The 26257-nt window shown below is 64.6% G+C and carries 27 protein-coding genes; 4 read left to right on the top strand and 23 right to left on the bottom strand.

Annotated elements, in window-relative coordinates; genetic code table 11:
• Positions 1–10 precede the first annotated feature (10 nt).
• From mltG to A9513_RS12365, 9 genes are all read right to left on the bottom strand, one after another.
• On the bottom strand, positions 11–1105 hold the full coding sequence (mltG, locus tag A9513_RS12405; RefSeq protein ID WP_037014448.1) for an endolytic transglycosylase MltG: 1095 nt from the start codon (positions 1103–1105) through the stop codon (positions 11–13).
• 6 nt (positions 1106–1111) lie between these two features.
• Positions 1112–1927, bottom strand: a complete 816-nt coding sequence (gene pabC / locus A9513_RS12400; RefSeq protein ID WP_038803738.1) for an aminodeoxychorismate lyase — start codon at positions 1925–1927, stop codon at positions 1112–1114.
• Positions 1927–3171: a beta-ketoacyl-ACP synthase II gene (fabF, locus tag A9513_RS12395; RefSeq protein ID WP_024764480.1), complete on the bottom strand. Its 1245-nt coding sequence runs from the start codon at positions 3169–3171 to the stop codon at positions 1927–1929. The genes pabC and fabF overlap by 1 nt, the downstream gene beginning before the upstream one ends.
• A gap of 118 nt (positions 3172–3289) precedes the next feature.
• Positions 3290–3526, bottom strand: coding sequence for an acyl carrier protein (gene acpP / locus A9513_RS12390; protein ID WP_015477931.1), 237 nt, complete (start codon positions 3524–3526; stop codon positions 3290–3292).
• Between the two features lie 191 nt (positions 3527–3717).
• Complete coding sequence (fabG, locus tag A9513_RS12385) at positions 3718–4461, bottom strand: 3-oxoacyl-ACP reductase FabG (RefSeq protein ID WP_065084907.1); 744 nt, start codon at positions 4459–4461, stop codon at positions 3718–3720.
• A 14-nt stretch (positions 4462–4475) separates the two neighbouring features.
• Positions 4476–5414, bottom strand: a complete 939-nt coding sequence (fabD, locus tag A9513_RS12380; RefSeq protein ID WP_065084906.1) for an ACP S-malonyltransferase — start codon at positions 5412–5414, stop codon at positions 4476–4478.
• 104 nt (positions 5415–5518) lie between these two features.
• The gene (gene plsX, locus A9513_RS12375) at positions 5519–6526 is read right to left on the bottom strand and encodes a phosphate acyltransferase PlsX (protein WP_083196101.1); all 1008 of its coding nucleotides are present in this window, start codon (positions 6524–6526) and stop codon (positions 5519–5521) included.
• Between the two features lie 3 nt (positions 6527–6529).
• Positions 6530–6712, bottom strand: coding sequence for a 50S ribosomal protein L32 (gene rpmF / locus A9513_RS12370; RefSeq protein WP_009621425.1), 183 nt, complete (start codon positions 6710–6712; stop codon positions 6530–6532).
• A 13-nt stretch (positions 6713–6725) separates the two neighbouring features.
• Positions 6726–7256, bottom strand: coding sequence for a YceD family protein (locus tag A9513_RS12365; protein ID WP_038803737.1), 531 nt, complete (start codon positions 7254–7256; stop codon positions 6726–6728).
• Positions 7257–7368: 112 nt separating this feature from the next.
• On the opposite strand from A9513_RS12365, the gene A9513_RS12360 reads away from it, so the two are divergent.
• Complete coding sequence (locus A9513_RS12360; protein ID WP_065084904.1) at positions 7369–7947, top strand: nucleoside triphosphate pyrophosphatase; 579 nt, start codon at positions 7369–7371, stop codon at positions 7945–7947.
• An 83-nt stretch (positions 7948–8030) separates the two neighbouring features.
• Here A9513_RS12360 and A9513_RS12355 read toward each other — a convergent pair whose 3' ends face one another.
• Genes A9513_RS12355 through rluC form a run of 3 tightly spaced genes read right to left on the bottom strand, consistent with a single transcriptional unit; the run spans position 8031 to position 10661 of the window.
• Positions 8031–9026 carry a S49 family peptidase gene (locus A9513_RS12355; protein WP_024766670.1) on the bottom strand — a complete coding sequence of 332 codons (996 nt, stop codon included), beginning with the start codon at positions 9024–9026 and terminating at the stop codon, positions 8031–8033.
• Positions 9026–9712: an HAD-IIIA family hydrolase gene (locus tag A9513_RS12350; protein ID WP_024766671.1), complete on the bottom strand. Its 687-nt coding sequence runs from the start codon at positions 9710–9712 to the stop codon at positions 9026–9028. Before A9513_RS12350 ends, A9513_RS12355 begins: the two co-directional genes overlap by 1 nt.
• Complete coding sequence (rluC, locus tag A9513_RS12345; RefSeq protein WP_024766672.1) at positions 9705–10661, bottom strand: 23S rRNA pseudouridine(955/2504/2580) synthase RluC; 957 nt, start codon at positions 10659–10661, stop codon at positions 9705–9707. The genes A9513_RS12350 and rluC overlap by 8 nt, the downstream gene beginning before the upstream one ends.
• Before the next feature lie 590 nt (positions 10662–11251).
• Here rluC and rne point away from each other — a divergent pair.
• Positions 11252–14386, top strand: coding sequence for a ribonuclease E (gene rne, locus A9513_RS12340; protein WP_065084903.1), 3135 nt, complete (start codon positions 11252–11254; stop codon positions 14384–14386).
• 276 nt (positions 14387–14662) lie between these two features.
• Here rne and murB read toward each other — a convergent pair whose 3' ends face one another.
• From murB to A9513_RS12300, 8 genes are all read right to left on the bottom strand, one after another.
• Complete coding sequence (gene murB, locus A9513_RS12335; RefSeq protein WP_038803719.1) at positions 14663–15682, bottom strand: UDP-N-acetylmuramate dehydrogenase; 1020 nt, start codon at positions 15680–15682, stop codon at positions 14663–14665.
• On the bottom strand, positions 15679–16143 hold the full coding sequence (locus A9513_RS12330) for a low molecular weight protein-tyrosine-phosphatase (protein ID WP_024766673.1): 465 nt from the start codon (positions 16141–16143) through the stop codon (positions 15679–15681). The genes murB and A9513_RS12330 overlap by 4 nt, the downstream gene beginning before the upstream one ends.
• On the bottom strand, positions 16143–16907 hold the full coding sequence (kdsB, locus tag A9513_RS12325) for a 3-deoxy-manno-octulosonate cytidylyltransferase (protein ID WP_065084902.1): 765 nt from the start codon (positions 16905–16907) through the stop codon (positions 16143–16145). The genes A9513_RS12330 and kdsB overlap by 1 nt, the downstream gene beginning before the upstream one ends.
• Before the next feature lie 4 nt (positions 16908–16911).
• Positions 16912–17097, bottom strand: coding sequence for a Trm112 family protein (locus tag A9513_RS12320; RefSeq protein ID WP_009621404.1), 186 nt, complete (start codon positions 17095–17097; stop codon positions 16912–16914).
• 58 nt (positions 17098–17155) lie between these two features.
• Positions 17156–18154 carry a tetraacyldisaccharide 4'-kinase gene (gene lpxK, locus A9513_RS12315; protein ID WP_065084901.1) on the bottom strand — a complete coding sequence of 333 codons (999 nt, stop codon included), beginning with the start codon at positions 18152–18154 and terminating at the stop codon, positions 17156–17158.
• Positions 18154–18603, bottom strand: a complete 450-nt coding sequence (locus tag A9513_RS12310; protein WP_024766674.1) for a biopolymer transporter ExbD — start codon at positions 18601–18603, stop codon at positions 18154–18156. Before A9513_RS12310 ends, lpxK begins: the two co-directional genes overlap by 1 nt.
• The gene (locus tag A9513_RS12305) at positions 18600–19235 is read right to left on the bottom strand and encodes a MotA/TolQ/ExbB proton channel family protein (protein WP_024766675.1); all 636 of its coding nucleotides are present in this window, start codon (positions 19233–19235) and stop codon (positions 18600–18602) included. The genes A9513_RS12310 and A9513_RS12305 overlap by 4 nt, the downstream gene beginning before the upstream one ends.
• 71 nt (positions 19236–19306) lie before the next feature.
• Positions 19307–21517, bottom strand: a complete 2211-nt coding sequence (locus A9513_RS12300) for a DNA internalization-related competence protein ComEC/Rec2 (RefSeq protein ID WP_065084900.1) — start codon at positions 21515–21517, stop codon at positions 19307–19309.
• A 162-nt stretch (positions 21518–21679) separates the two neighbouring features.
• On the opposite strand from A9513_RS12300, the gene A9513_RS12295 reads away from it, so the two are divergent.
• The gene (locus tag A9513_RS12295; RefSeq protein WP_065084899.1) at positions 21680–22210 is read left to right on the top strand and encodes a DUF2062 domain-containing protein; all 531 of its coding nucleotides are present in this window, start codon (positions 21680–21682) and stop codon (positions 22208–22210) included.
• Positions 22211–22357: 147 nt separating this feature from the next.
• Here the strand turns inward: A9513_RS12295 and A9513_RS12290 are convergent, their stop codons facing one another.
• Genes A9513_RS12290 through A9513_RS12280 form a run of 3 tightly spaced genes read right to left on the bottom strand, consistent with a single transcriptional unit; the run spans position 22358 to position 25552 of the window.
• Entirely contained in the window at positions 22358–23605 is a 1248-nt protein-coding gene (locus A9513_RS12290; RefSeq protein ID WP_065084898.1) for a lipoprotein-releasing ABC transporter permease subunit, read from the bottom strand.
• Positions 23606–23616: 11 nt separating this feature from the next.
• Positions 23617–24306: a lipoprotein-releasing ABC transporter ATP-binding protein LolD gene (lolD, locus tag A9513_RS12285; RefSeq protein WP_024766679.1), complete on the bottom strand. Its 690-nt coding sequence runs from the start codon at positions 24304–24306 to the stop codon at positions 23617–23619.
• Positions 24299–25552: a lipoprotein-releasing ABC transporter permease subunit gene (locus A9513_RS12280; RefSeq protein ID WP_065084897.1), complete on the bottom strand. Its 1254-nt coding sequence runs from the start codon at positions 25550–25552 to the stop codon at positions 24299–24301. Before A9513_RS12280 ends, lolD begins: the two co-directional genes overlap by 8 nt.
• Positions 25553–25676: 124 nt before the next feature.
• Between A9513_RS12280 and A9513_RS12275 the strand changes: the two genes are divergently transcribed.
• Entirely contained in the window at positions 25677–26252 is a 576-nt protein-coding gene (locus tag A9513_RS12275) for a PilZ domain-containing protein (protein ID WP_024766681.1), read from the top strand.
• Positions 26253–26257 lie beyond the last annotated feature (5 nt).

Genomic DNA, 26257 nt, shown 5'->3' with positions numbered 1-26257 from the left:
TGTTGTCGGGCTACTGCGCTGCAGGGGTATCTGCGGCGGGAGCGTCTTCGTCCGGCGTCTGCGCCGGCGACGGAACGGGCGCCGGGCTGGAACGGTAGTCGGCGCGGCGCTTGATCTGGAATTCCTGGACGGCCTTGTTATGATCGTCGAGGTTGTCGGAGAAGGTGTGGCTGCCATCGCCACGGGCGACGAAGTACAGGCTCTGTCCCGGCACCGGGTTCAGCGCAGCGTGGATTGCCTCGCGACCGGGCAGCGCGATGGGCGTCGGCGGCAGGCCGGCGACCACATAGGTGTTGTAGGGCGTTGGCGTGCGCAGGTCGGCCCGGGTGATCTTGCCGGCATAGCGCTCGCCCATGCCGTAGATGACGGTCGGGTCAGTCTGCAACAGCATGTTCTTCTGCAGGCGGCGCACGAAAACGCCCGCGATCTGGCCGCGCTCCTGGGGTACGCCGGTTTCCTTCTCCACCAGCGAGGCCATGATCAGCGCCTGGTACGAGTCCTTGTAGGGCAGGTCCTCGCCGCGCTTGTCCCACTCCTCGGCGAGAATGGTCTCCATGCGCTGGTAGGCATGCTTGAGGATATCGACGTCCTTGGTGCCACGGACGAAGCGGTAGGTGTCGGGGAAGAAGCGGCCCTCGGGGAATACGCCGGGCTTGCCCAGCCTGGCCATCACGTCGGCGTCGCTGAGGCCGTTCAGGGTCTGGTCCAGCTTGGGCTGGCGGGCGAGCAAGTCGCGGACCTGATGGAAGTTCCAGCCCTCGACCAGGGTCAGGCCGTACTGCACAACCTCGCCCTCGCGCCACAGATCGAGCAACTGGGCAGCAGTCATGCCGGGCGTCAGGCGGTATTCACCGCTGTGCAGCGCCTCGCCCGCCAGGTTGAAGCGCCAGTACAGACGAAGCCAGAAGCCGCCGTGCAGGACGTCCTCGTCCTCCAGGCGGGTCAGCAGACGACCGGGGGTGGCGCCGCTGGGAGCATCCAGCAGGCGCTCTTCGGTGAGCTGGAGCGGCTGCTGCAGCGCACGCTGCTGCTCCCAGGCCGCCAGGCCCAGCATGAGCCCGGCCAGCAGCAGGCCGCCTTCCAGCAGCACCAGCAATTTGCGCATCACGTATCAGGAATCCAGAAGTTCGCGGAGTTGGCCCTGCAGTTTACGGGTCAGGGGCCCGACCGGCCAAGTGAACTCGGCCACGCCGAGCACCGGCCAGATACCGTAGAGACTGTTGCAGAGAAAGACCTCGTCGGCGTCCGCCAGTTCGCCGTGCTCGATGTCGCGCACGATGACCGGCAGGCCCAGGCTACGGGCGCGCTCGATGATCTCGGCGCGCATGACCCCGGCAACGCCGCAGCGACCGAGGTCTGCGGTGATCAACTCGCCGTGCTTCACGAGGAACAGGTTGCTGAACACACCTTCGACGACGCGCCCGGAAACATCGCGCATCAATCCTTCGGCGAAAGCCGGATCGCTCCATTCGGCGCGAGCCAGGACCTGCTCCAGGCGATTGAGGTGCTTGAGGCCGGCCAGCAGTGGCTGCTCGGCCAGGCGGGTGGCGCAAGAGAAGAGCCTGACGCCCTCCTCCCAATTCTTCGCCGGGTAAGCCGGCGCAGGCGAGGCCAGCAATAGTCGGCGCACCTGGGCATCGGCCTGCGGTGCGTAGCCACGCACGCCTTCGCCGCGGGTCAGCACCAGCTTGGCGACACCATCACCCAGCAGGGTGGAGAAACGCAGGATTTCATCTTCGACGAGATCGAGCGAGACCGGCAGGGACAGGCGCCTGACGCCCTCCTCCAGTCTTGCCCGATGGCGCGCCAGCAGGCGCGGACGGCCTGCGGACACGCGGATGGTCTCGAACAACCCGTCGCCGTAGGCCAGTCCGCGATCACGCGCGGACAGCACCTCGGCGTTCTGGCCGTCGATCCAGCTCAGCATCAGCCCTGGAACCGGCGGAACACCAGGGAACCGTTGGTGCCACCGAAGCCGAAGGAGTTGGACAAGGCGACGTCGATCGGACGCTCCTTGGCCTGGTGGGCGACCAGGTCGAGGTCGCAGCCTTCGCTGGGGTTATCCAGGTTGATGGTCGGCGGAGCCACCTGATCACGCAGCGCAAGCACGCTGAAGATCGCCTCGACCGCGCCGGCAGCACCCAGCAGGTGGCCGGTCATCGACTTGGTGGAGCTCATCGACAGCTTGTAGGCGTGGTCGCCGAAGATCGACTTCACCGCGGAGATCTCCGCAATATCGCCGGCCGGCGTCGAGGTGCCGTGGGCGTTGATGTAATCAACCTGCTCGGGATTCAGGCCGGCATCGCGCAGTGCGGCTTTCATGCAGCGTGCAGCGCCTGCGCCGTCTTCCGGCGGAGCAGTCATGTGGAAGGCGTCGCCGCTCATGCCGAAACCGACGATTTCTGCGTAGATGCGAGCGCCACGAGCCTTGGCGTGCTCCAGTTCCTCCAGCACCAGGGAACCTGCGCCGTCGGAGAGCACGAAGCCGTCGCGATCCTGGTCCCAGGGACGGCTGGCCTTGGTCGGCTCGTCGTTGCGGGTGGACAGCGCACGAGCGGCACCGAAGCCGCCCAGGCCAAGACCACAAGCCGCCATTTCGGACCCGCCGGCGACCATCACGTCAGCGTCGCCGTAAGCGATGTTGCGCGCGGCCATGCCGATATTGTGGGTGCCGGTGGTGCAGGCGGTGGTGATGGCGTAGTTGGGGCCCTGCAGACCGAGGTTGATCGACAGGAACCCGGAAACCATGTTGATGACCGAACCGGGCACGAAGAACGGCGAGATGCGCCGCGGGCCCTGCTCGAACAGCGAACGACAGGTGTTTTCGATATTGGTCAGACCGCCGATGCCCGAACCGATGGCAACGCCGATGCGCTCCCGGTTGGCGTCGGTGACTTCCAGGCCGGAATCGCGCACCGCCTGGTAGCTGGCGGCCAGGCCGTACTGGATGAACAGGTCGAGTTTGCGAGCTTCCTTGGCGGACATGTATTGCTCGACGTCGAACCCTTTCACCGAGCCGCCGAAACGGGTGGCAAAGGCGGACAGGTCCATGTGTTCGATCGGGGCGATACCGCTGCGCCCGGCGAGAATGCCTTCCCAACTGCTCGGCACATCCACACCCAGGGGCGACAACATACCCATGCCAGTGATGACTACGCGTCTACGCGACACTGTGACTTCCTCTCATGTGTTTCACGGCAATAACGCCGGCAGAAGCCGGCGTTAAAGAAAAGCCGCACGCCTTTGCAGGCCGTGCGGCTTCTTTCGTCGGGGAACCGACGACTACGTCTTATGCCTGGTGGGCAACGATGTAGTCGATGGCTTCCTGAACGGTGGTGATCTTTTCGGCTTGCTCGTCGGGGATTTCGGTCTCGAATTCCTCTTCCAGAGCCATCACCAGCTCAACGGTGTCAAGGGAGTCGGCGCCCAGGTCTTCGACGAAGGAAGCGCTGTTGGTGACTTCTTCTTCCTTAACGCCGAGTTGCTCAGCAACGATCTTCTTGACGCGTTCTTCGATGGTGCTCATACCTTGTTTTCACTCCTATGGACAATCCGTACAGCTGGGCTGCGGGTAAGTGTATAGAAAGGGATTTCTGCATTTCAAGCTGAACGCTGACGCCCCTTCCGGCAATCCAGATGCTCTGCCTATTCCAGCGTCACAACGCTTGGAGAACTTTAGACAGCGCATATGACATCGCCACGAAGGAACTCGTCACATCAGCTCATGTACATTCCGCCATTCACCGGTACCGTGGCACCCGTTACATAAGCTGCGCCCTCGGAAGCGAGGAATGCTACCACTTTGGCGATCTCTTCGGCTTGTCCCAGTCGACCCAGCGGAATCTGACCGAGCAGTGCTTCACGCTGGGCTTCGGGCAACTCACGGGTCATGTCGGTGTCGATGAAGCCCGGAGCGACCGCGTTGACAGTGATAGCACGGGAACCGACTTCGCGCGCCAGGGCACGGGTGAAACCTTCCAGACCGGCCTTGGCCGCCGCGTAGTTGGTCTGCCCGGCATTACCCATGGCACCGACGACCGAACCGATATTGATGATGCGACCCCAGCGCGCCTTGGTCATGCCGCGCAGCACGGCTTTCGACAGACGGTAGAGGCTGTTGAGGTTGGTGTTGACCACGTCGAACCACTCATCGTCTTTCATGCGCATCAGCAGGTTATCGCGGGTGATACCTGCGTTATTGACGACGATAGCCGGTGCGCCAGACTCTTTCTGAATGGCCTCGACTACGGCGGTGACGGACTCGTCATTGGACACATCGAGCACCATGCCGGAGCCCTGGATACCGTTTTCCTTGAGGTACTCGGAAATCTTCTGCGCGCCGGACTCGCTGGTGGCAGTGCCGACCACGGTGGCGCCCATGTGGCCCAGTTCCAGAGCGATGGCCTGGCCGATACCACGGCTCGCGCCGGTAACCAGGGCAACCTTACCTTGCAGACTCATGCCTTATCTCCTGTTCAAGCCAGAGCCGCGCGAGCCGCGCCAAAGGCGTCCGCGGAATCCAGGTTATGGGTGGTCACGCCCTTCGCGCAACGCTTGTTCAAACCAGCCAGCACCTTGCCCGGGCCGCATTCGACCAGGTCAGTGACGCCCTTTTCGGCCAGCAACTGGACGCTCTCGACCCAGCGTACCGGGCTGTACAGCTGCGCCAACAGGTCGCGCTTGAGCGAAGCCAGATCAGCCGGAACCTGGGCGGTGACGTTCTGTACCAGGGCAATCTGCGGCATCTGCCACTGAACGGCCTCGACCGCCTCAGCGAAACGCTCGGCAGCCGGACGCATCAGCTCGCAGTGCGACGGCACGCTGACCGGCAGCGCCACGGCACGCTTGGCCCCGCGCGTCTTGCAAGCCTCGATGGCACGCTCGACGGCCTTGGCCGCCCCCGCGATCACCACCTGACCCGGCGCGTTGAAATTCACGGCACTGACCACTTCGCCCTGGGCCGCTTCGGCGCAGGCGGCAAGCACATCAGCGTCTTCCAGGCCGAGAATGGCAGCCATACCGCCGGTACCGGCGGGAACAGCTTCCTGCATCAATTGGCCACGGCGCTCGACCAGCTTTACCGCGTCGGCGAAGGCCAGGCTGCCAGCAGCGACCAGAGCGGAATATTCGCCCAGGCTATGGCCGGCAACATAAGCCGGCTTCACGCCGCCTTCGGCCAGCCACAGACGCCAGAGGGCGATGGAGGCCGTAAGGATCGCGGGCTGGGTCTTGTCGGTCTGGTTCAGGCGCTCTTCAGGGCCCTCCTGGACCAGGGCCCAGAGGTCATAACCCAGGGCGGCAGAGGCTTCGGCGAAGGTTTCGCGCACGATGGCGTGCTGGGCACCCAGTTCGGCAAGCATGCCGAGCGACTGCGAACCTTGACCGGGGAATACGAAGGCGAGGGATGCGGACATTGCAACAGGTCCCTTTTGTCTATGTCGTCAAATGGATAGCGCCGGCGAGAGCCTGGCGCATTGAACTGACAGTTGGATGACGGTCTGACGACCGCGGTCACACATTAGAGCAGATGTTCCAATCGGCCATGCAGCCGCTGGGGCAGATTCTCGCGAACTTCCAGCAGCGCGCGACGCAAGGCGCTCTGAATGCCCTCTTCCTTCGCACTGCCGTGACTCTTCACCACGATGCCCTGCAACCCCAGGAAACTCGCGCCATTGTGCTGGGACGGCGTCAGATCGCCCCGCAGACGGCGCAGGAAAGGCATCGCCATCAAGCCGACCGCCTTGGCCGGCAGGCTGGAATTGAACAGTTCCTCCAGACGCGCCGCCACCATGGCCGCCAGGCCTTCGCTGGACTTGAGCAGGATATTGCCGACGAAGCCGTCGCAGACCACTACATCGGCCAACCCACGATACAGGCCATCGCCTTCGATGTAGCCGATGTAGTTCACCCCGCGCGCCTGCTGCAGAAGGCTGGCCGCCAGCTTCACCTGCTGGTTGCCCTTGATGTCTTCGGTGCCGACATTCAGCAGCGCGACCCTGGGGTCGATCTTGCCCAACGCTTCCGCCGCCACGGCGCCCATGACGGCGAACTGGTAGAGATGCTCGGCGCTGCAGTCGACGTTGGCGCCCAAATCGAGCAGATGGCAGTGGCCGGTCTGCGTCGGCACTGCAGTCACCATCGCCGGGCGGTCGATGCCGGGCAGGGTCTTGAGCAAGTAGCGAGACAGCGCCATCAGCGCACCGGTATTGCCGGCACTGACGCAGGCATGGGCCTTGCCATCCCGAACCAGTTCGAGGGCAACACGCATGGAGGAGTCGGGCTTGCCACGCAACGCCTGTGACGGACGCTCGTCCATCGTGACGATTTCGCTGGCGTGATGAATGTGAAGACGCTGGCGCTCGGCCGGAGACAGGCCACGCAGGTGTTCTTCTAGCAGAGGAGCTTGGCCGACGAGGACCAGCTGGAGGGAAGCATATTCGGCCAGAAAGGAAATACAGGCCGGAACAATGCAGTGGGGACCGTAGTCCCCACCCATTGCATCAATCGCGATGATTGGTGCGGACAAAGATTACTCGTCAGAGCCTTTGTCTACGACCTTGCGGCCGCGATAGAAACCGTCCGGGGAGACGTGGTGGCGCAGGTGAACTTCACCGGTGCTCTTTTCCACGGACAGAGCGTTCGCGTCCAGGGCATCGTGCGAACGACGCATGTCACGAGCGGAACGGGATTTTTTGTTCTGCTGAACAGCCATGATTGATTAACTCCTAAACGTTTGGGTCACGCTTCAACTGCGCCAGTACGCTGAACGGATTGGGCCGTTCTTCGACGTTCTCGCTCGGTTCGGGCGCTGTAGCGTATCCCACCGGCTGCTGGCAATCCTCAGGGTCATGGACCGGCACGATGGGCAAGGCGAGCAGCAACTCGTCCTCGGCCAGCGAGGTCAGGTCGATGGGGTCATCCCCCACCTCCAATGCATCGTAGCCACTGGGCAGATCATCGATCGACTTGCCTTCCGGAATGATGACGTAATCGTACGCACCACCCACATGGAAGTTGGCCGGCTCGAGACAGCGTTGGCATACCATGCTCACCTCGGCGTCGAGTTCGACGTGCATGACCGCCAGCTTCTGCTGATCACGGAAGAAGGAAAACTTCGCGTGAATCTTGCCATCACTGCTGGTCAGTTGCTCGTTGAGACGTGGCATCTTGGCGATCGGCAGCTCACCTTCGAGGGTGGCGGCGCGCTCTACCAATTTGCGCGGATCAACGTGAGGTGGTATCGGTCCATTCAACATAAGCGCGCCATTATAGGGATGCACCCGAAGCTGTCAAAGGAAATTAGCCATAAACCGCTGTATGGACAGACCTTTTCGCTAGAATCGCGGCGACGCACCGAAGGAGTTATCCATGCTACCCCTGATCCTGGCTTCCAGCTCGCCCTATCGCCGCGAACTGCTGCAGCGCCTGCGCCTGCCGTTCGAATGCGCCAGCCCCGACGTCGACGAAACACCGCTGCCGGGCGAAAGCGCCGAGCAACTGGTGCGCCGGCTGGCGGAAAGCAAGGCGCGCACTCTCGCCCAGCGATATCCCAACCACCTGATCATCGGCTCGGACCAGGCCGCCGTAAATGGCAGCAGGATACTCGGCAAGCCCCACACCATCGAACGCGCCACCGAACAACTGAAAGACGCCAGCGGCAAGAGCGTGAGCTTCCTCACCGGCCTCTGCCTGCTGAACAGCCAGAGCGGTGAGGCGCAGGTCGACTGCGTGCCCTTCACCGTGCACTTCCGCGACCTTGACGAAGCGCGCATCCGCCGCTACCTCGAGATCGAGCAACCTTTCGACTGCGCCGGCAGCTTCAAGGCCGAAGGCCTGGGCGTCAGCCTGTTCCGCGCCACCGAAGGCGAGGACGCCACCAGCCTGATCGGCTTGCCGCTGATCCGCCTGGTGAACATGCTGCTCGCCGAACAGGTACCCGTGCCCTGAAAAAGAAGGCCTGACCCGCAAGACGGAAACAAAAAGGCCCGGCAATCGCCAGGCCTTTTCCTTCCTTATATAAGGAAGAACACTCAGCGCAGCGCTGGCCCCTGGAAGCCCATCCACATGGCCATGCGCTCGGCGACACTGGCACCAAGCTTCTTGGTGAAACGATCAAAGGCGGTTTCCTGGACCGTGTAGTCCACGATTTCCTTCTCCTTGATGACTTCGCGCGCCACGTAGCTTGAGCTGCCCAGGCCATCGATCAGCCCCAACTGCAGCGCCTGCTCACCGGACCAGATGAGGCCGGAGAACAGCTCCGGGTGCTCCTTGTCCTTCAGGCGGTCGCCACGACCTTTCTTCACGCTATCGATGAACTGCTTGTGCGTAACGTCCAGCACCTGTTGCCAGAAGGCGGTTTCATCCGCTTTCGGCGGCTGGAATGGATCGAGGAAGGCCTTGTGCTCACCGGAGGTATAGATTCGACGATCCACACCCAGCTTCTCCATGGTGCCGACAAAGCCGAAAGTGGCCGCCGTCACGCCAATGGAACCGACCAGGCTGGCCTTGTCCGCGTAGATCTGATCGGCAGCACTGGCAATGTAGTAAGCACCGGACGCCCCCAGATCACTGATGACGGCGTAGACCTTGATATCCGGATGCTCACCACGCAGGCGCTTGATTTCATCGTAGATATAGCCGGACTGTACCGGGCTGCCGCCCGGGCTATTGATGCGCAGGACGATGCCCTTGGTGCCGGCATCCTCGAACGCCGAGCGCAGCGCGCCAACGATGTTGTCGGCACTGGCCGCCTCGTTGTCGGCGATCATGCCTTTCACCTCGATCAGCGCGGTATGGCTGGCGCTGCGCGAGGCGGACTTGGACAGGCCACTGAAGGGACTGAACAATGCCAGCGCGCCAAACAGGTAGACAAAAGTCAGCAACTTGAAAAAGATGCCCCAGCGGCGCGACCGGCGCTGCTCCTGGACACCAGCCAGCACAGCCTTCTCCAGCAGCTTCCAGCTCTTGTCGTCGCCCGCCGCGGTTTGTGCAGCCTTGCTATCGTCCGCCTTCCATTCATCCGACATCAGTTGCCTACCTCGAGCACTGGTTTGACCGAGCGCCCGGCGAGCCAGGCGCGCAATTCATTGAAATGATTCACTTCCAGCGCCGGAGCATACTCCCGAAGGACCTCCAGCGACTGAGCACCATAGCCCACCGCCACCGAATCCATGCCGGCTCGGCGCGCCATTTCCAGATCGAAAGGCGAATCGCCCACCATCAGCGCGTCGCGGGCATCGACCCGGCAATGCTCGAGAATCTCATGCAGCATGCGCGGATCCGGCTTGCTCGCCGACTCGTCGGCGGCGCGGGTGATATCGAAGAAGTCCGTCCACCCCTGCCCCGCCAGCACGCGATCCAGCCCACGGCGGTTCTTGCCAGTGGCGACCGCCAACTGGTAGCCCGAGCCCCGAAACTCAGCCATTGCCTCGGCCACACCGGGGAACAACGGCGACGGCCGCACTTCCAGGCTCAAATAGTGATCGCCGTAGTCCCGGCGGAAACGATCCAGCGGCTCGCCTTCTTCGACTTCGGGATACAGGGTCTGAATAGCCTCCGGCAGCCCAAGACCGATAATGCCCTTGATCGCCTCCTCGCTACGCGCCGGGAGACCGGAACCGACTGCCGCCACCCGCATCGCCTCGACGATACGACCGATGGAGTCCACCAGCGTGCCATCCCAATCGAAGATCAGCAGGGAATACTCACGCATCCAGGCGCTCCACGGTACGCTGCCAGATATCGTCCACCGGCGCCTCCAGCTCCAGCACCGAACCGTCGGGCATCGGCACTCGCAGGAACGCGGAATGCAGGAACAGGCGCTTGCCGCCCAACTCGCGGATCTCGCGGGAGAAATCCTCGTCGCCGTACTTGGGGTCGCCGGCAATGGAATGACCGGCATGTTTGGCATGCACGCGGATCTGGTGGGTGCGACCGGTAATCGGGCGCGCCTCCACCAAGGTGGCAAAGTCGCCGAAGCGGCGCAGCACCTTGAACTCGGTCAGCGCCTCCTTGCCCTCGGGATTCACTTCCACCACGCGCTCGCCGGAGCGCAGGTTGTTCTTCAGCAGCGGCACGGCAATCTGCTTCTTCGCCGCCGGCCAGTTGCCGCGCACCAGGGCGTGGTAGCGCTTGTCCACGATGCGCTCGCCGCGCAGGGCGTCGTGCAGGTGACGCAGCATGCTGCGCTTCTTGGCGATCATCAGCAGGCCGGACGTATCACGATCCAGGCGATGCACCAGTTCCAGGTCCTTGCACTCCGGGCGCAGTTGACGGAACGCCTCGATGACCCCGTAGTTCAGCCCACTGCCGCCGTGCACGGCGATACCGGTGGGCTTGTTCACCACGATCAGCGCCTTGTCTTCGAAGACGATGGCAGCCTCCAGGCGCTCGAGCAGCCCCTGCGCCAGCGGCACCGGCTCGTCGCGCTCAGCCAGGCGCAGCGGCGGGACGCGTATCACGTCACCCGCCTGCAGCTTGTACTCGGGCTTGATCCTGCCCTTGTTGACCCGCACCTCACCCTTGCGAAGGATGCGGTAGATCAGGGTCTTGGGCACGCCCTTGAGCTGGGTGCGGAGGAAATTGTCGATTCGTTGGCCGGCATACTCCGGCGCGACTTCAAGCAGCTGGACGCCGGAAGTCGGAGGGGCGGGATTAGTCATCCGAATATAATAACAATTTTTCATTCAATTGAAGCACTTAATCATTGCTGCTATATTCGGGAGGCCGCCAAAAGTGGCCAGGCCTGCGGATGATCGCGTAATCGCCATCCCCAACCGCCTGCAAACACATTGAAAGGACACCAGGCAGTCCCCAGAAGCGTTGCAACGGCCCGAGCGATTCTCCCGCCGACAGCGCCTCGAAACCCAGGCCTTGAGACATGACCACGGCAACCAAGGTCGCCGTGATAAAAGCCAACCCCGCTCCCGGATTCAGCGAGTGGCACCCGGCTCTTAGGGAAATGTGCAGGGCGGAGATGCACAACTGTCGGATTGCGTTGCGTTCATGCCTTGAACGCATGCCTTGAACGTAGACGCACTTATCGTCCGCATCTGACAGTCAATTCCTCCTCCTGATGAGTGCTTGTTCTTACACAACAAGCAGGAAACGTAGTCGCGGCACAGCAGTTCTATCCTGCTGCCGCTGGACACGGGAATGGTCCGCCATTCCTGAGTACGTGCCTTAGCACCGACCGTGAGAGTCGTGTGTGCCGATCGCCGTTTCCGGTGGCCCCGGAAACCATTGGTACTACATGAAAAGAATGCTGATCAACGCGACTCAACCCGAAGAGTTGCGTGTAGCGCTGGTAGACGGCCAACGCCTGTTCGACCTGGACATCGAGTCCGGCGCGCGCGAACAGAAGAAGGCCAACATCTACAAAGGCCGCATTACCCGCATCGAGCCGAGCCTCGAGGCCGCATTCGTCGACTTCGGCGCCGAACGCCACGGCTTCCTCCCCCTCAAAGAAATCTCCCGCGAATACTTCAAGAAGAACCCCGAAGGCCGCATCAACATCAAGGACGTCCTGAGCGAAGGCCAGGAAGTCATCGTCCAGGTCGAGAAAGAAGAGCGTGGCAACAAGGGCGCCGCCCTGACCACCTTCATCAGCCTCGCCGGCCGCTACCTGGTGCTCATGCCCAACAACCCGCGCGCTGGCGGCATCTCCCGCCGCATCGAGGGTGAAGAGCGCAACGAACTGCGCGAAGCCCTGAACGGCCTCACCGTTCCCGGCGACATGGGTCTGATCGTCCGCACCGCGGGTCTGGGCCGCAGTTCCGAAGAGCTGCAATGGGACCTGGACTACCTGCTGCAACTGTGGGGCGCCATCAAGGAAGCCTCCGGCGAGCGCAGCGGCCCGTTCCTGATCTACCAGGAAAGCAACGTCATCATCCGCGCCATCCGCGACTACCTGCGCCAGGACATCGGCGAAGTGCTGATCGACAGCCTCGACGCCCAGGAAGAGGCCCTGAACTTCATCCAGCAGGTCATGCCGCAGTACGCGAGCAAGGTGAAGCTGTACCAGGACAGCGTTCCACTGTTCAACCGCTTCCAGATCGAGAGCCAGATCGAAACCGCCTTCCAGCGCGAAGTGAAGCTGCCCTCGGGTGGCTCCATCGTCATCGATCCGACTGAAGCCCTGGTGTCCATCGACATCAACTCGGCGCGCGCCACCAAGGGCGGCGACATCGAGGAAACCGCCCTGCAGACCAACCTGGAAGCGGCCGAGGAAATCGCCCGCCAACTGCGTCTGCGTGACATCGGCGGCCTGATCGTCATCGACTTCATCGACATGACCCCGGCGAAGAACCAGCGCGCCGTGGAAGAACGCGTCCGCGAAGCCCTGGAAGCCGACCGTGCCCGCGTCCAGGTCGGCCGCATCTCGCGCTTCGGCCTGCTGGAAATGTCCCGTCAGCGCCTGCGTCCGTCCCTGGGCGAGACCAGCGGCATCGTCTGCCCGCGTTGCAACGGCCAGGGCATCATCCGCGACGTCGAGTCCCTGTCGCTGGCCATCCTGCGCCTGATCGAGGAAGAAGCCCTGAAGGACCGCACCGCCGAAGTTCGTGCGCGCGTGCCGTTCCAGGTTGCCGCCTTCCTGCTCAACGAGAAGCGCAACGCCATCACCAAGATCGAGCTGCGTACCCGTGCACGCATCTTCATCCTGCCGGACGACCACCTGGAAACGCCGCACTTCGAAGTCCAGCGCCTGCGCGACGACAATCCCGAACTGCTGTCCGGCCACGCCAGCTACGAGATGGCCCCGGAAGAGCACGAGGAAGTCCAGCCGGTCAGCGCCACCCGCACCCTGGTTCGCCAGGAAGCCGCGGTGAAGACCGTTTCCCCGCAGACCCCTGCCCCGCAGCAGACCGCTGCCGCAGCGCCGGTTGTCGAAGCCACCAAACCCATGCCTGAGCCGAGCCTGTTCCAGGGCCTGGTGAAGTCGCTGGTGGGCCTGTTCGCCGGCAGCAAGCCGGTGCCGACCCCGGTGGCCGCCGAGAAACCGGCTACCGAGCGCAGCGAAGGCCAGGGCGAGCGTCGCAACGGCCGCCAGCAGAATCGTCGCCGCGACGGTCGTGACGGCGGTCGCCGTGACGACGAGCGCAAAGAACGCGGTCGTCGCGAAGAGCGCGGCGAGCGCGCCGAACGCCCGGCCCGCGAAGAGCGCCAGCCGCGCGAAGAGCGTGCAGAACGTCAGCCCCGCGAAGAGCGTCAACCGCGCGAAGAGCGTGCCGAGCGCCAGCCGCGCGAGGAGCGCCAGCCGCGTGAAGAGCGCGCCGAACGTCAGCCCCGCGAAGAACGCCAGCCGCGTGAAGAACGCGCCGAGCGTCAACCGCGTGAGGAACGCCAGCCGCGCGAAGAGCGCCAGCCTCGTGGCGAGCGCGCCGAGCGTCAGCCCCGTGAAGAGCGTCAACCGCGTGAAGACCGTCAGGCTCGCGATGCTGCCGCCCTTGAGGCCGAAGAGCTGCCGAACGAGGAGCTGCTGGAGCAACAGGACGACGAAGGTTCGGATGACGAGCGTCCGCGTCGCCGCTCCCGCGGCCAGCGCCGCCGCAGCAACCGCCGCGAGCGCCAGCGTGAAGCCGGCGTGGATGGTGTTGAAGGTGAAGCGACTGGCGCCGAAGGCACCGCCGAGCAGGCTGCTTCCGACACTCCGTCGCCCGCTGCCATGGTCGCTGCCGCTGCTACCGCCGTTGCCGTAGCCGAAGCTGCTGGCGAGCAGGAGCAACCGGCTGTCGAAGCCCAGGTCGAGACCGTTGCGGTCGAGTCCGGCGTCGTCGAGGCCGTTCGCACCGAGAGCGCCCTGGAGCAGACCATCGAGTTCCTGGCCAAGCCCGCCGAACAGGCTGCCGAGCCGGTCGAAGCCGCCCACGAAACCGTTGAAGTGGTGGCTACCGAGCCTACCATTGCGGAAGAAGCGCCGACCCCGGCTGCTGAAGCCGTGATCGAAGCCATCGCCCAACTGGTCGAAGAGCCCAAGGCAGAAGCGCCGGCCGCTGCCGAAGAAGCCCCGGCAGCTGCTCCGGCGCCCGCCGAAGAAGCCGCCTCGGCCGTTCCGGCCAACGCTACCGGCCGAGCCTCCAATGACCCGCGCGAGCGCCGTCGTCAGGAGCGCCTGGCCCGCGAAGCCGCCGCTGCTGCAGCTGCTGCCCCGCAGGTCGAGCAGGCTCCGGTTGTCGAAGCGGTGATCGAGGAAGCTGCCGTCGTCGAAGCTGAAGTCGCGGCCGAACCGGCTGCCGACATCACAGCAGAGACCGTTGTGGCCGAAGCGGTGAGTGAAGCCGAAGCCCAATCCGTGGAGCAGGCCGAACCGGCTGCCGAACAGGTTGAAGGCGACAAAGCCGAGAAGACCGAGGAAGAAGGCACCGTGGTTGAGAAACACCACAGCTGATAGCTTCCGAGCATGAAAAAGGGGATGCCTAGGCATCCCCTTTTTTATTGCCCGCAATGCGATAACCTCCCCTTTTCGCCGTAGCAGACTCCGTCCGCGATTGGCTCGCCATCGCGCCGATATCGCGGACAAACCTGCTCCTACGTTCAGCCTGACTCAGCAGCTAGGGACCGTCCGCGAGCAAGCTCGCTCCTACAAAGCCCCGCCCTGATTTGCGCTGGTGAGCAGGCACAAAAAAGGGATGCCGAAGCATCCCTTTTTCCATCTGAAGCAACCTCAGTAGAGATTCGGCTCCATCTCCAGCTCCACGCCAAAGCGCTGCTGGATGTCATCCCGGATACGCAGCGCCAGATCATGCAACTGCGACCCGGTAGCGCCACCGTAGTTGACCAGGACCAGCGCCTGCTGCGCGTGGACACCAGCAGCACCCTCGCGGAAGCCCTTCCAGCCAGCCTTGTCGATCAGCCAGCCAGCAGCCAGCTTGCTCTGGCCGTCACCCTGCGGGTAGGCCACCAGGTCGCTGTAGCGCTGACGCAGCGCCACTGCCTGATCCGCGGACACTACCGGATTCTTGAAGAAGCTGCCGGCATTGCCCAGCACAGCAGGGTCCGGGAGCTTTTCGCGACGAATCGCGCAGATCACCCGCGAGACGTCGGCCGCCGTCGGTTCGGTCACGCCCTCCTCCGCCAGGCGCTGGCGCACAGGACCGTAGTCCAGGTGCAGTTTTGCCACACGGCTCAAGGCGAAGCGCACACGCAGGATCAGCCAGCGACCGGGCTCGCGCTTGAAGCGACTTTCCCGGTAGGCGAAGGCGCAGTCCTCCAGGTCGAACTCGCGCAGCTCGCCCGTCTGGCGGTCCAGCGCGGTCAGGCCGGCGAACACATCCTTGAGCTCCACCCCATAGGCGCCGATGTTCTGCATGGGCGCAGCGCCCACGGTACCCGGAATCAGGCTGAGGTTTTCCAGCCCAGCGAAGCCCTGGGACAGGGTCCAGCGCACGAAGCCGTCCCACACCTCGCCGGCCTCTGCCTCGACCACCACCCGCTCGCCATCATCACTGAGGACGCGAACGCCGCGGGAAGCCATGCGCAGCGCCAGCGCCTCGACGTCACGGGTCAGCAGCAGGTTGCTGCCGCCACCGATGACCATCAACGGCAGCCCCTTCCGCACCGCCGCAGCAATGCCTTCGCGCACCTCGGCGTCGTCATGGGCCTGGGCAAACCAGCGTGCCGCGACATCGACGCCGAAGGTGTTGTAGGGCTTGAGGGAAATGCGTTCTTGCAGTTGCAGCGTCACAGTCGCCCCTTCACTTCCGTCAGCAGGCCGTCGCAGGCCCTTTCCACCAGGTCCAACACCTGCTCGAAACCATCCTCGCCGCCATAGTACGGATCGGGGACTTCGTCGATTTCCAGCTCGTAGCGAGCCAGGAACAGGTCCAATTCGGCCTTGCCGCTGCTGCCGCGCAATCGCTTCAGGTCACGCAGGTTGGCGTTGTCCATGGCCAGGACCAGGTCGTAGCGGGAGAAATCCGCCGCACTGACCTGTCGTGCCCGCAGGCTCGACAGGTCATAACCACGGCGCAGCGCCGCGGCACGGGTGCGCGCATCCGGCGCCTTGCCGACATGCCAGTCACCAGTACCGGCCGAATCGATCTCCACCCGATCCTCAAGGCCCGCCTCGCGGACCTTGTGGCGGAACACGCCTTCGGCGGTGGGAGAGCGGCAGATATTGCCCAGGCAGACGAACAGGACCTTCATCAGGCCCCCAGGATGCGCCGCACGCGCTCCAGGTCTTCCGGGGTATCGACGCCGGCCTGCGGCGCTTCCAGGGCGTCCGCCACATGGATGCGCACGCCATGCCAGAGCGCCCGCAGCTGTTCCAGGCATTCGGTGTCCTCGAGCCAGCACGGACCCCAGGCCACGAAATCACGCAGGAAGCGCGCGCGATAGGCGTAGATGCCGATGTGGCGGCGGTAGGGCACGTTGGCCGGCAGCGATTCGCGATCCACGGCGAAGGCATCGCGCGCCCAGGGCAGCGTGGCGCGGCTGAAGGTCAGGGCCAGGCCGTTCTTGTCGCTGACCACCTTGACGATGTTCGGGTTGAACAGCGCGGCCGGATCATGGATTTCCTCGCACAGGGTGGCGATGCCCGCTTCCGGGTGTGCCGCAAGATTGGCGGCCACCTGGTCGATGATCGACGGCGGCACCAGCGGCTCGTCGCCCTGCACGTTGACTACGATGGCGTCGTCGGCCAGGCCCAGCGCATCGGCCACTTCCGCCAGGCGGTCGGTGCCGGAGTTGTGGTCGGCGCGGGTCAGCACCACCTGGGCACCGAAGCCTTGGCAGGCATCGAAGATGCGCTGGTCGTCGGTGGCGACCACCACCTGGGTGGCAGAACTTTTGCCGGCCTGTGCCCAGACGTGCTGGATCATGGGTTTGCCGGCGATGTCCTGCAGTGGTTTGCCGGGCAGGCGGGTGGAGGCGTAGCGGGCGGGAATGACGACGGTGTAGGCCTGGCTCATGGGATTACTTGTCCAGACGCTCGTCGACGTTCAGGGTACGCGCCTCGCCTTCGAGCATCACCGGGATGCCGTCGCGCACCGGGTAGGCCAGGCCGTCGGCCTTGCAGATCAGCTCGGACTTGTCGTCGGTGAGCTTGAGCGGGCCCTTGCACAGCGGACAGGCGAGGATATCGAGGAGTTTCGGGTCCATGGTGCGTTCCTTGAGCTTGAAAGGATTGAAAGCTGGCAGCGCAGGTTACGACGGCGGATCAGCGGGCGACCAGGCGCTCGAGCTGGGCGTCGAACCAGGCGACGAAGGCCGGCGAGGGCTGCGCTTCGACGGCGAGGTACCACCAGTCGGGCGCGGCGAAGGACCGGCATTTCACCGCATCCTTCTCGGTCATGACCAGCGGCAGTTCCGGCGTGAAGCGCAGCTGCTCGGCGGTAAAGGCCGCATGGTCGGGGAAGGGATGCGGAATCGGCCGCCAGTTTAGCGCCTCGAGCGTCGTGAAGAAACGCCGCGGGTTGCCGATGCCGGCCAGGGCATGGAGTGCCTGACCGGCGGGGAAATGCTCGACGCCACGGCGTTCGCCGCTGGCCAGGTTGATCAAGGCTGATGGTTGCAGGGTGAAGGAGAACGCCCCGGGCGGATCGCTGGGCGCGCCGTTGTACAGCACGGCGTCGACTTCACCCAGGCGCTCGACCGGCTCGCGCAGCGGCCCGGCGGGCAGGCAATGGCCGTTGCCGAGGCCGCGCGCAGCGTCGATCAGCACCAGTTCCAGGTCACGGGCCAGGCGGTAATGCTGCAGGCCGTCATCGCAGAGGATCAGGTCCAGCGGTTCTTCGGCCAACAGTGCGCGCACTGCGCTGGAGCGATCCGGGTCGATCATCAGCGGCACGCCGCAACGGCGCACTATCATCAGCGGCTCGTCGCCCGCTTCCGCCGCCGATTGCTCGGCGCGCACGCGCCAGGGCGTCTGCGGCGGCTTGGCGCCATAGCCACGGCTGACCACGCCGACCTTCAGCCCGCGGGCGCGGCACTGCTCGATCAGCCAGAGGATCATCGGCGTCTTGCCGGTGCCGCCGACGGTGATGTTGCCGACCACGATGATCGGCACCGGCGCGCGATAGGCCGGCTTGGCGCCGGAGAGGAAGTCCTGCCGGCGGCCTTGGGCTACTCGCCGGTAGAGGAGTTCGAGCGGTCTGAGCAGGGCAAGGGCCGGGTGGCCCTTGTACCAGGCGTCGAGCAGGCGATCGGAGAACGCCATCACGGGCTCTTCTTGTCCGCCCGGGACTCGATGGTGGTGATGCGCAGGTGGGTGAAGCCCAGCTTGCCGGCGGCATCCATCGCGGTGACCACGGACTGGTAGTCCACCTTGCCATCGGCGGTGATCACTACCGGCAGGCTGTTGTCGCCGGCGGATTCGCGCTGCATGGCGTTCATCAGGTTTTCCAGGTCGTCGCGCGCCAGGCTCTGGCCGTTGAGCGCGTAGTGACCCTCGACGCTGATGGAGATTTCCAGCTGCTTGATCTCGGTGGCTTCGGGCGGCGTGCCGCTGACCGCCTCGGGCAGTTCAACCTTGAGCTGCGACGGCTTGGTGAACGAGGTGGCGACCACGAAGAACAGCAGCAGCACGAAGATCACGTCGATCAGCGACGCCAGGTTGATGAAGACGTCCTCGCGGGCCGCTCCGCCCGCTCTGCGGCGGAATTTCACGCTTTGCCTTCCTCGACGAAGTCGACTTCGCGGTCGCCCTGGGTCACTTCCACCAGCTTGATGGCTTCCTGCTCCATGGCGATGACCAGCTCATCGACGCGGCGCAGCAGGTAACGATGGAAGAATACTGCGGGGATCGCCACGATCAGGCCGGCCGCGGTGGTGATCAGGGCCTTGGAGATGCCGCCGGCGAGCATCGGCGCGTTGGCCATGCCATCGCCCATGAAGGCGCTGAAGATCTGGATCATGCCGAACACCGTGCCCAGCAGGCCGAGCAGCGGCGCCATGGCGGCGATGGTGCCCAGGGCGTTGAGGTAGCGCTCCAGCTCGTGGATCACGCGGGAAGCGGCTTCCTCGATGCACTCCTTCATGATTTCGCGGCCGTGCTTGGAGTTGGCCAGGCCGGCGGCGAGGATTTCACCCAGCGGGGAGGATGCGCGCAGGTCCTTGAGGGCCTGGCTGTTCATCTTCCTGTCCTTGATCTGCTTCCATACCTGGCCGAGCAACTGCGGCGGGGCCACGCGACTCAAGCGCAAGGTCCAGAGACGTTCGGCGACGATCGCCATGGCAGCGACGGAGCTCAGCAAGATCGGCAGCATCATCCAGCCGCCAGCTTTGACCAGTTCCCACACAGTGGTGAATCCCCTGAAAAAAAGTGGCGCCACTCTAGCACAGGGGCCGTGACGAGCCGACCGCCCCAGGGTCAATTTTCCTGCCAGAAATGTGCGCCTTCCCGCACTCCCCCAAGCTCGCCATGGGCACCTAGGGTCAGGACTAGCGCGCCCTCCTCCGCCGTATCCTGAATCCGTATGCCCAGCGTACGGAAGCGCTCGACGACCGACGGGTGCGGATGGCCGTAGGGGTTATTGGCACCGCGCGAGATGATCGCGGTGGATGGACGGATCGCCCGCAGGAAGGCCGGCCCGGAGGAACTACGGCTGCCGTGGTGCCCGGCCAGCAACCAATCGATGCGCTCGGCCGGATGCGCCGCCAGCCAGGCCAGTTCGGCAGATTGTGGCAGGTCGCCAGTGAGCAGGATGCGCTCGCCATTGGCCTCGACTTCCAGCGCGCACGAGCGGTCGTTGCTTTCCCTGGCGCCTGCCCACGTCCAGCTGGACAGGCGTACGTCATCAACCCTCCATTCCTCGATTCGACAGGGGCTTGCCTGCAACTCTGGCGCCAGTCTTTCCGGCTCGCCACTGATAACCTGCGCAGGCCGGAGTGAATGCTTCACCGCCAACGCACCGCCGGCATGGTCATTGTCCGCATGGCTGAGCATCAGCAGATTGAGCTTGCCGACGCCAAGACTCCGCAAGGTCGGCACCACCACCCGCTCGCCGATATCGAAATCTCCGTTGCGCGCACCAGTGTCGTAGAGCCAGCTCTGACTGCGGGTACGGATCAGCACCGAAAGCCCCTGCCCCACGTCCAGTACGCGGATCTCGGCCATGCCCGGCGCGGGCAGCGGAATGCTCGGCCAGAACACCGGCAGGAACATCGCCAGCCCGAGCGAGCGCAGCGGTACTCCCGCCGGCGCCAGCAGCAGGAGCGCACCGAGCATCGCCAGTATCAGCGTCCAGGTTGGCGCCGCCACCGGCTGCCAGGCGGGCGCCAGCTCGGCCATCCATCCGAGCAGACGAAACAGTATTTCCAGCAGGCCGCCGGACACCCAGAGCAGCAACTCCCCCACGCCGGGAACCCCCAGCGCCAGACTGCCCAACAGAGCGAGCGGAACCACGACCAGCTCCACCCAGGGCACCGCAATCAGGTTGGCGGCGACACCGGAAATGCTCAGCGGCAGGCCCAGCGCGATGGACGCCGGCAACAACCCGATCGCCATCAGCCACTGCGCACGCAGCCAGGTGCGCCAGGCCGTCCAGCGCCCCAGGCGGCCGGAGAAGCCGAAGATCAGCAAAGCCACCGCCGCGTAGGACAACCAGAACCCCGGCAGCAACACCACCAAGGGCTCAGCCACCAGCACGGCTAGCAAAGCGCCCAGCAGCGGCGTCCACAATCCCCGATGGCGATAGCGCAAACGCCACAGCAGGACGATGGAGACCATCACGCACGCGCGCTGCAACGGCACCTCGAAGCCCGCCATCAGGCTGTAGGCCCAGGCACCGCTGGCAGCCAGCAGGCAGGCGCAGGGCAACCAGGGCAGACGGGATGGCCAGCAGCCCAGGCGCGCCAGCCCCGCCACGACGGCGTAGAGCAGGCCCGCCAGCAGGGAAATGTGTGAGCCGGAAATCACCATCAGGTGCAGGGTTCCGGTGTCCTGCAGGACCTGCCAGTCCGCCGTGGTCAACCCGGAAGCGTCGCCCAGCACCAGCGCGGCAAGCGCACCAGAGCGCCCCTGGGCGTCCACTGCCAGCAGGCGTTGCCTCCAGGCTTCGCGCCAGGCGCGCGGGCCGCTGGAAGCCTCCAGGCGCTGCCCGTCCTTCACGCTGCCGGTGGCGCCGATGCGCTGGGCAGTGAGCCAGGCCTCGTAATCGAAGCCCACGCCGTTGACCATGCCGTGGGGACGCTTGAGCTTCACTGCCAACCGCCAGCGCTCGCCACCTTCTACCGGCGGCCCGCCGAACCAGGACAGGCGCAGTGTTGCCGGAACCTGCGCGCGCGGGCTGGAAGCCTCGGAGAGCACGAAGCGCACTGAAGGCCCCGAACGATCCGGCAAGCCCTCTACCCTGCCCTCCAGCCACAGCGTGCGGCCGTCCAGCTCCGGCGCCAGCCGGTCATCCAGCGCCCACTGGGCCGATTGGCAGGCCCAGGCGAAGCCGAGCAGGAACAGCCCGACGAAGTAGCCGCGAGTGAACAACAGAGGCAAAGCGCACAGTGCGAGAAGCAGCAGCACCCAACCAGATGGCAGCGCCGGCAGCCAGCGCAGCGCCAGCAGTCCCAGGGCCACAGCGAACATCCCTGCAAGTGGCAACGACTTTATCCCCCAGCGCCACCGAGGCCTCGCACGACTACCGATCCGACAGGCCGACGGCGGTTACACACGGACATAGTTGGCAACGAATGACTGTCACCTAGCTAGGCATAATGTCGCGTCGTCCGTCTGCCAGAGATTTCCTTCATGCCGCGCCGAATCTTCAAGCGCTACATGCCGGATCCGGAGAGCATCAGGAACCACAAGGGCCTGCGCTTTCTCGGACCGCTGATCCAGTCGCCCAACCTCTGGCACCTGAATCGCCGCTCCGTGTCCCGCGCCATGGGCATGGGGCTGTTCGCCGCGTTCATCCCGATCCCGCTGCAGATGCTGCTGGCCGCCTCGTTGGCCGTGTGGGTACGGGCCAACCTGCCGATCTCGGTCGGGCTGGTCTGGCTGACCAACCCGATCACCATGCCGCCGGTGTTCTACTGCACCTACAAGATGGGCGCCTGGGTCATGGGCATCCCCGCGCGCGCCCTGCCCGAGCACCTGACCTGGGAATGGATCAGCGGCGAGTTGTCGCTGCTCTGGCAGCCCTTCCTGCTGGGCTCGGTGATCTGCGGCATCCTGGTCGGCCTTCTCGGTTACCTGCTCACCGAGGGGTACTGGCGCTGGTGGATCGGCCGTAGCTGGCGGCGGCGCCGGGCGCTGCGGAATCTGCAGCAAGGACTTTAGGCACTTCCTTGCAGGAGCGAGCCTGCTCGCGAACCGCCCAAGCCCCGGAGCCGTCGACAGGTTTGTTCGCGAGCAAGCTCACCTCCTAGGGTGATCCCTGAAACGAAAAAGCCGCCCCGAGGGGCGGCTTTTTCGTGGGCCGGTGAATCACTCGTAACGCAGCGATTCCGCCGGCTGGGTCGAGGCCGCGCGCCAGGCCGGGTACAGCGTGGCGAGGAAGCTCATCGACAGCGCGGCGACGCAGATCAGGACGATATCGCTGATCTGCGGGTCGGACGGCAGGTAGTTGATGAAGTAGATGTCCGAATTGAACACGTGGGTGCCGGCGATGCGCTCCAGGGTCGAGACAATGGCGGTGACGTTGTACGCCGCCAGCACGCCCAGCACGCAGCCGATGACGGTACCGATCAGGCCGATCACCGTGCCCTGCACCATGAAGATCGCCATGATCTGCTTCGGCGTGGCGCCCAGGGTGCGCAGGATGGCGATATCCGCGCGCTTGTCGGCCACCACCATGATCAGTGTGGCGATGATGTTGAAGGCGGCGACCGCAACGATCAGCAACAGCAGTAGGCCGATCATGGTCTTTTCCATCTTCATCGCGCTGAACAGGCTGCCCTGGGTGTGGGTCCAGTCCACCGAGCGGTAGCCGTCGCCCAGTTGCTTGGCGATGGCCGCACCGACTTCCGGCGCCTGGAACAGGTCTTTCAGGGCGATGCGCACGCTCTGTACCTGGCCCGGTTGCCAGCGCAGCAGGCTGGCGGCGTCGTCCACATGGATCAGCGCCAGGGTGCTGTCCAACTCGGCGCCGACCTTGAAGATACCGACCACGTTCAGGCGCTGCATGCGCGGGGTGATTCCGCCGGGCGCCGTGCTCGGCTCCGGCACGATCAGCAGCAGGCTGTCGCCGACATTGACGTGGAAGCGCCGCGCGGTGATCTCGCCGATGACCACACCGAACTCGGTAGCCTTGAGGTCGTCCAGGCTGCCTCGAACCATGTGCTGGCCGATGATCGACACCTGGGTTTCCAGCGCCGGGTCGACGCCGCCCACCTCGATGGGCTGCATCATCCCCTTATAGGAGAGCATGCCGTCGACCTCGGTGTAGGGCACCGCGCCGACGATCTTCGGGTTCTGCTTCGCCACCTCGGCCACATGCTGCCAGTCATCCAGCGGACCGCTGGTCTTCTGCAACACGGCGTGGGGGACCATGCCGAGGATCCGCGAGCGCATTTCCTTCTGGAAGCCATTCATCACCGAGAGCACCACGATCATTGCCAGCACGCCCAGGGCGAGGCCGATCATCGAGGTCAGGGAAATGAACGAGATGTAGTGGTTGCGTCGCTTGGCCCGGGTGTAGCGGGTGCCGATGAAGACGGACAGGGGTCTGAACATTCCGGTATCCCTCAGGCGGCGACCAGCCGGCCCTCCTCCAGGCGCAGCACACGGTCCATCTGCTGGGCGAGGTGGGTGTCGTGGGTCACCACCAGGAAGGCGGTGCGCAGGGACTGCGACAGCTCCAGCATCAGCTCCTGGATACCGTGGGCGGTGTGCTGGTCGAGGTTGCCGGTAGGCTCGTCGAGCAGCACCAGCTTGGGCGTGTTCACCAGGGCGCGGGCGATGGCCACGCGCTGGCGCTCGCCGCCGGACAGCTCGGACGGTTTGTGGCTCAGGCGATGCCCCAGGCCCACGCGTTCCAGCAACGCCGTGGCGCGCTGACGCGCCTCGGGGATCGGCGTCTTGCCGATCAGCAGCGGCATGCAGACGTTCTCCAGCGCGGTGAACTCCGGCAGCAGGTGGTGGAACTGGTAGACGAAGCCCAGCGCGCGATTGCGCAGCAGGCCGCGCTGCTTCTCGTTGAGCGCCGACAGCTGTTCGCCGGCCAGCCAGACGCTGCCGGTGCTGGGCGTATCGAGGCCGCCGAGCATGTTCAGCAGGGTACTCTTGCCCGAGCCGGAGCTACCGACGATGGCCACGCGCTCGCCGGGCAGCAGTTCCAGTTGCACGTTGGACAGCACTTCGACCGACTGCGGGCCTTCCTCGTAACGCTTGCCGAGGTCGCGGCAGCTCAGGACGGCCTGATCGTTGTTACTCATAACGCAATGCCTCCGCGGGCTGGGTGCGCGCCGCACGCCAGGCCGGATACAGGGTGGCGAAGAAACTCAGGATCAACGCGGCGCTGCACACCAGGATCACGTCCTCGCTCATCAGTTGCGAGGGCAGGTAATCGATGAAATAGACGTCCGCGTTGAGGAATTTGTGGCCCAGCAGCCGCTCCAGCAGAGCGATGGCCGAGCTGACGTTGAGCGCCGCGAGGATGCCCAGCACGCCGCCGATGAAGGTGCCGATGACGCCGATCACCGTGCCCTGGACCATGAAGGTCGCCATGATCTGCCCCGGCGTGGCGCCCAGGGTGCGCAGGATGGCGATGTCGGCCTTCTTGTCGGTGACGACCATCACCAGGGTGGAAATGATGTTGAACGCGGCGACCGCGACGATCAGCAGTAACAAGAGGCCGATCATCGACTTCTCCATGCGGATGGCCTGGTACAGGTTGCCGTGGCTGCGGGTCCAGTCGCGGGCGAAGTAGTCGTTGCCCTTCAGGGTGCGGGCGATTTCCCAGGCGGTGCGCGGCGCCTGGAACAGGTCGTCGAGCTTCAGGCGCAGGCCTTCGACCTGGCCTTCCTTGAGGCGGCGCATGCGCGCCGCGTCGTCGATGTGGACCATGGCGACGTAGCCGTCCAGCTCGCCGGCGCCGACGTGGAAGGTGCCAACCACGGTGAAGCGCTTCATGCGCGGGAACATGCCTGCCGGCGTGACCGAGACTTCCGGAGCGATGAAGGTGACCTTGTCGCCCAGTTTCACGCCGAGGTTCTTCGCCGCCTTGTCGCCGATCAGGATGCCGAACTCGCCGGGTTTGAGGCTCTGCAGCGACCCTTCCTGGAAGAACTGGTCGATGATCGAAACCTTGCTCTCCTCGTTCGGGTCGACGGCGTTGATCAGCACCTTCTGCACCGTGCCGCCCGAGCTGAGCAGGCCCTGCATCTGGATGAAGGGCGCGACTTCCAGCACGTTGGGGTGCTGCGTCTTGATCTGCCCGGCGATGCCTTGCCAGTCGGAAATCGGCTGGTAGGACTCGACCGTGGCGTGGGGCACCATGCCCAGCACGCGGGTACGCATCTCGTGGTCGAAGCCGTTCATCACGGAAAGCACCACGATCATCACCACCACGCCCAGCGCGAGGCCGATCATGGAGGTGAGCGAAATGAAGGATACGAAGTGGCTGCGGCGTTTGGCGCGTGTGTAGCGCGTTCCGATGTAGACGGAAAGTGGTCTGAACATGAGGGGCCGATTGAGAAGATGAAGAGTGCGTCGAGCGTCAGATCCTTCTGGCGTGCGACTTCCGTGTGGCGAGGCCGGGCAGGCGGCTTTACACTCAGACCATCACTGCCGCCGTGGGTTCGCCATGTCCACTCCAGACGCGGATAACCGCCGCGAATACTATCGTATTGAAGATACGCTCGCATTGGAATTTCGCCCGCTGCGCGAGGACGAAATCCAGTCGCAAGAAGTGCTTCAGGATGATTCCGCGCTGTTCAATCTGCTCAGCGACCTGCACCTGGCCGACTTCGAGTCGCAGCACCTGCTGCGTCATATTCACGATCGCGACCGCCCCCTGGCCAGCTATCTCAAGGTGATGAACAAGCGCATCGACCTGATCGCCCAGGCGCTCACCCAGAGCCTGCTCAGCGAGATCGGCCCGGCGCGCCGGGTGACGCTGTCCGAAGGCGGCATCAACTTCCGCGATGCCCAGCCGCTCCCGGTCGGCCAGGACCTGGCGCTGAAGATCGTCCTGCTACCCCACGGCCTGGGCCTGCTGCTGCGCGCGAAGGTCACCCACTGCCAACAGCAAGCCGAGGGCGACTACGAGATCGGCACCGAATTCGAGATGCTCGGCGACGCCCCGCGTCAGCTGCTGGCTCGTCACATCCTCCAGCGCCAGGCACTGGAGCGCCGGCAGGCCAAGGCCCGCGAAGAATGAACAAA

Source organism: Pseudomonas sp. AU12215 (genome assembly GCF_001675465.2).
GTDB lineage: Bacteria > Pseudomonadota > Gammaproteobacteria > Pseudomonadales > Pseudomonadaceae > Pseudomonas > Pseudomonas nitroreducens.
Note: the sequence above shows the minus strand (reverse complement) of the source record. Positions and strands in the feature narration are given on the sequence as shown.

Coding starts and splice junctions, on each gene's coding strand:
- mltG (WP_037014448.1), bottom strand. CDS start 1,105: ATGCGCAAATTGCTGGTGCTGCTGGAAGGCGGCCTGCTGCTGGCCGGG.
- pabC (WP_038803738.1), bottom strand. CDS start 1,927: ATGCTGAGCTGGATCGACGGCCAGAACGCCGAGGTGCTGTCCGCGCGT.
- acpP (WP_015477931.1), bottom strand. CDS start 3,526: ATGAGCACCATCGAAGAACGCGTCAAGAAGATCGTTGCTGAGCAACTC.
- fabG (WP_065084907.1), bottom strand. CDS start 4,461: ATGAGTCTGCAAGGTAAGGTTGCCCTGGTTACCGGCGCGAGCCGTGGT.
- fabD (WP_065084906.1), bottom strand. CDS start 5,414: ATGTCCGCATCCCTCGCCTTCGTATTCCCCGGTCAAGGTTCGCAGTCG.
- rpmF (WP_009621425.1), bottom strand. CDS start 6,712: ATGGCTGTTCAGCAGAACAAAAAATCCCGTTCCGCTCGTGACATGCGT.
- A9513_RS12365 (WP_038803737.1), bottom strand. CDS start 7,256: ATGTTGAATGGACCGATACCACCTCACGTTGATCCGCGCAAATTGGTA.
- A9513_RS12360 (WP_065084904.1), top strand. CDS start 7,369: ATGCTACCCCTGATCCTGGCTTCCAGCTCGCCCTATCGCCGCGAACTG.
- A9513_RS12355 (WP_024766670.1), bottom strand. CDS start 9,026: ATGTCGGATGAATGGAAGGCGGACGATAGCAAGGCTGCACAAACCGCG.
- A9513_RS12350 (WP_024766671.1), bottom strand. CDS start 9,712: ATGCGTGAGTATTCCCTGCTGATCTTCGATTGGGATGGCACGCTGGTG.
- rluC (WP_024766672.1), bottom strand. CDS start 10,661: ATGACTAATCCCGCCCCTCCGACTTCCGGCGTCCAGCTGCTTGAAGTC.
- rne (WP_065084903.1), top strand. CDS start 11,252: ATGAAAAGAATGCTGATCAACGCGACTCAACCCGAAGAGTTGCGTGTA.
- A9513_RS12330 (WP_024766673.1), bottom strand. CDS start 16,143: ATGAAGGTCCTGTTCGTCTGCCTGGGCAATATCTGCCGCTCTCCCACC.
- kdsB (WP_065084902.1), bottom strand. CDS start 16,907: ATGAGCCAGGCCTACACCGTCGTCATTCCCGCCCGCTACGCCTCCACC.
- A9513_RS12320 (WP_009621404.1), bottom strand. CDS start 17,097: ATGGACCCGAAACTCCTCGATATCCTCGCCTGTCCGCTGTGCAAGGGC.
- lpxK (WP_065084901.1), bottom strand. CDS start 18,154: ATGGCGTTCTCCGATCGCCTGCTCGACGCCTGGTACAAGGGCCACCCG.
- A9513_RS12300 (WP_065084900.1), bottom strand. CDS start 21,517: ATGTTCGCTGTGGCCCTGGGACTGCTGGCGCTGCGCTGGCTGCCGGCG.
- A9513_RS12295 (WP_065084899.1), top strand. CDS start 21,680: ATGCCGCGCCGAATCTTCAAGCGCTACATGCCGGATCCGGAGAGCATC.
- A9513_RS12290 (WP_065084898.1), bottom strand. CDS start 23,605: ATGTTCAGACCCCTGTCCGTCTTCATCGGCACCCGCTACACCCGGGCC.
- lolD (WP_024766679.1), bottom strand. CDS start 24,306: ATGAGTAACAACGATCAGGCCGTCCTGAGCTGCCGCGACCTCGGCAAG.
- A9513_RS12280 (WP_065084897.1), bottom strand. CDS start 25,552: ATGTTCAGACCACTTTCCGTCTACATCGGAACGCGCTACACACGCGCC.
- A9513_RS12275 (WP_024766681.1), top strand. CDS start 25,677: ATGTCCACTCCAGACGCGGATAACCGCCGCGAATACTATCGTATTGAA.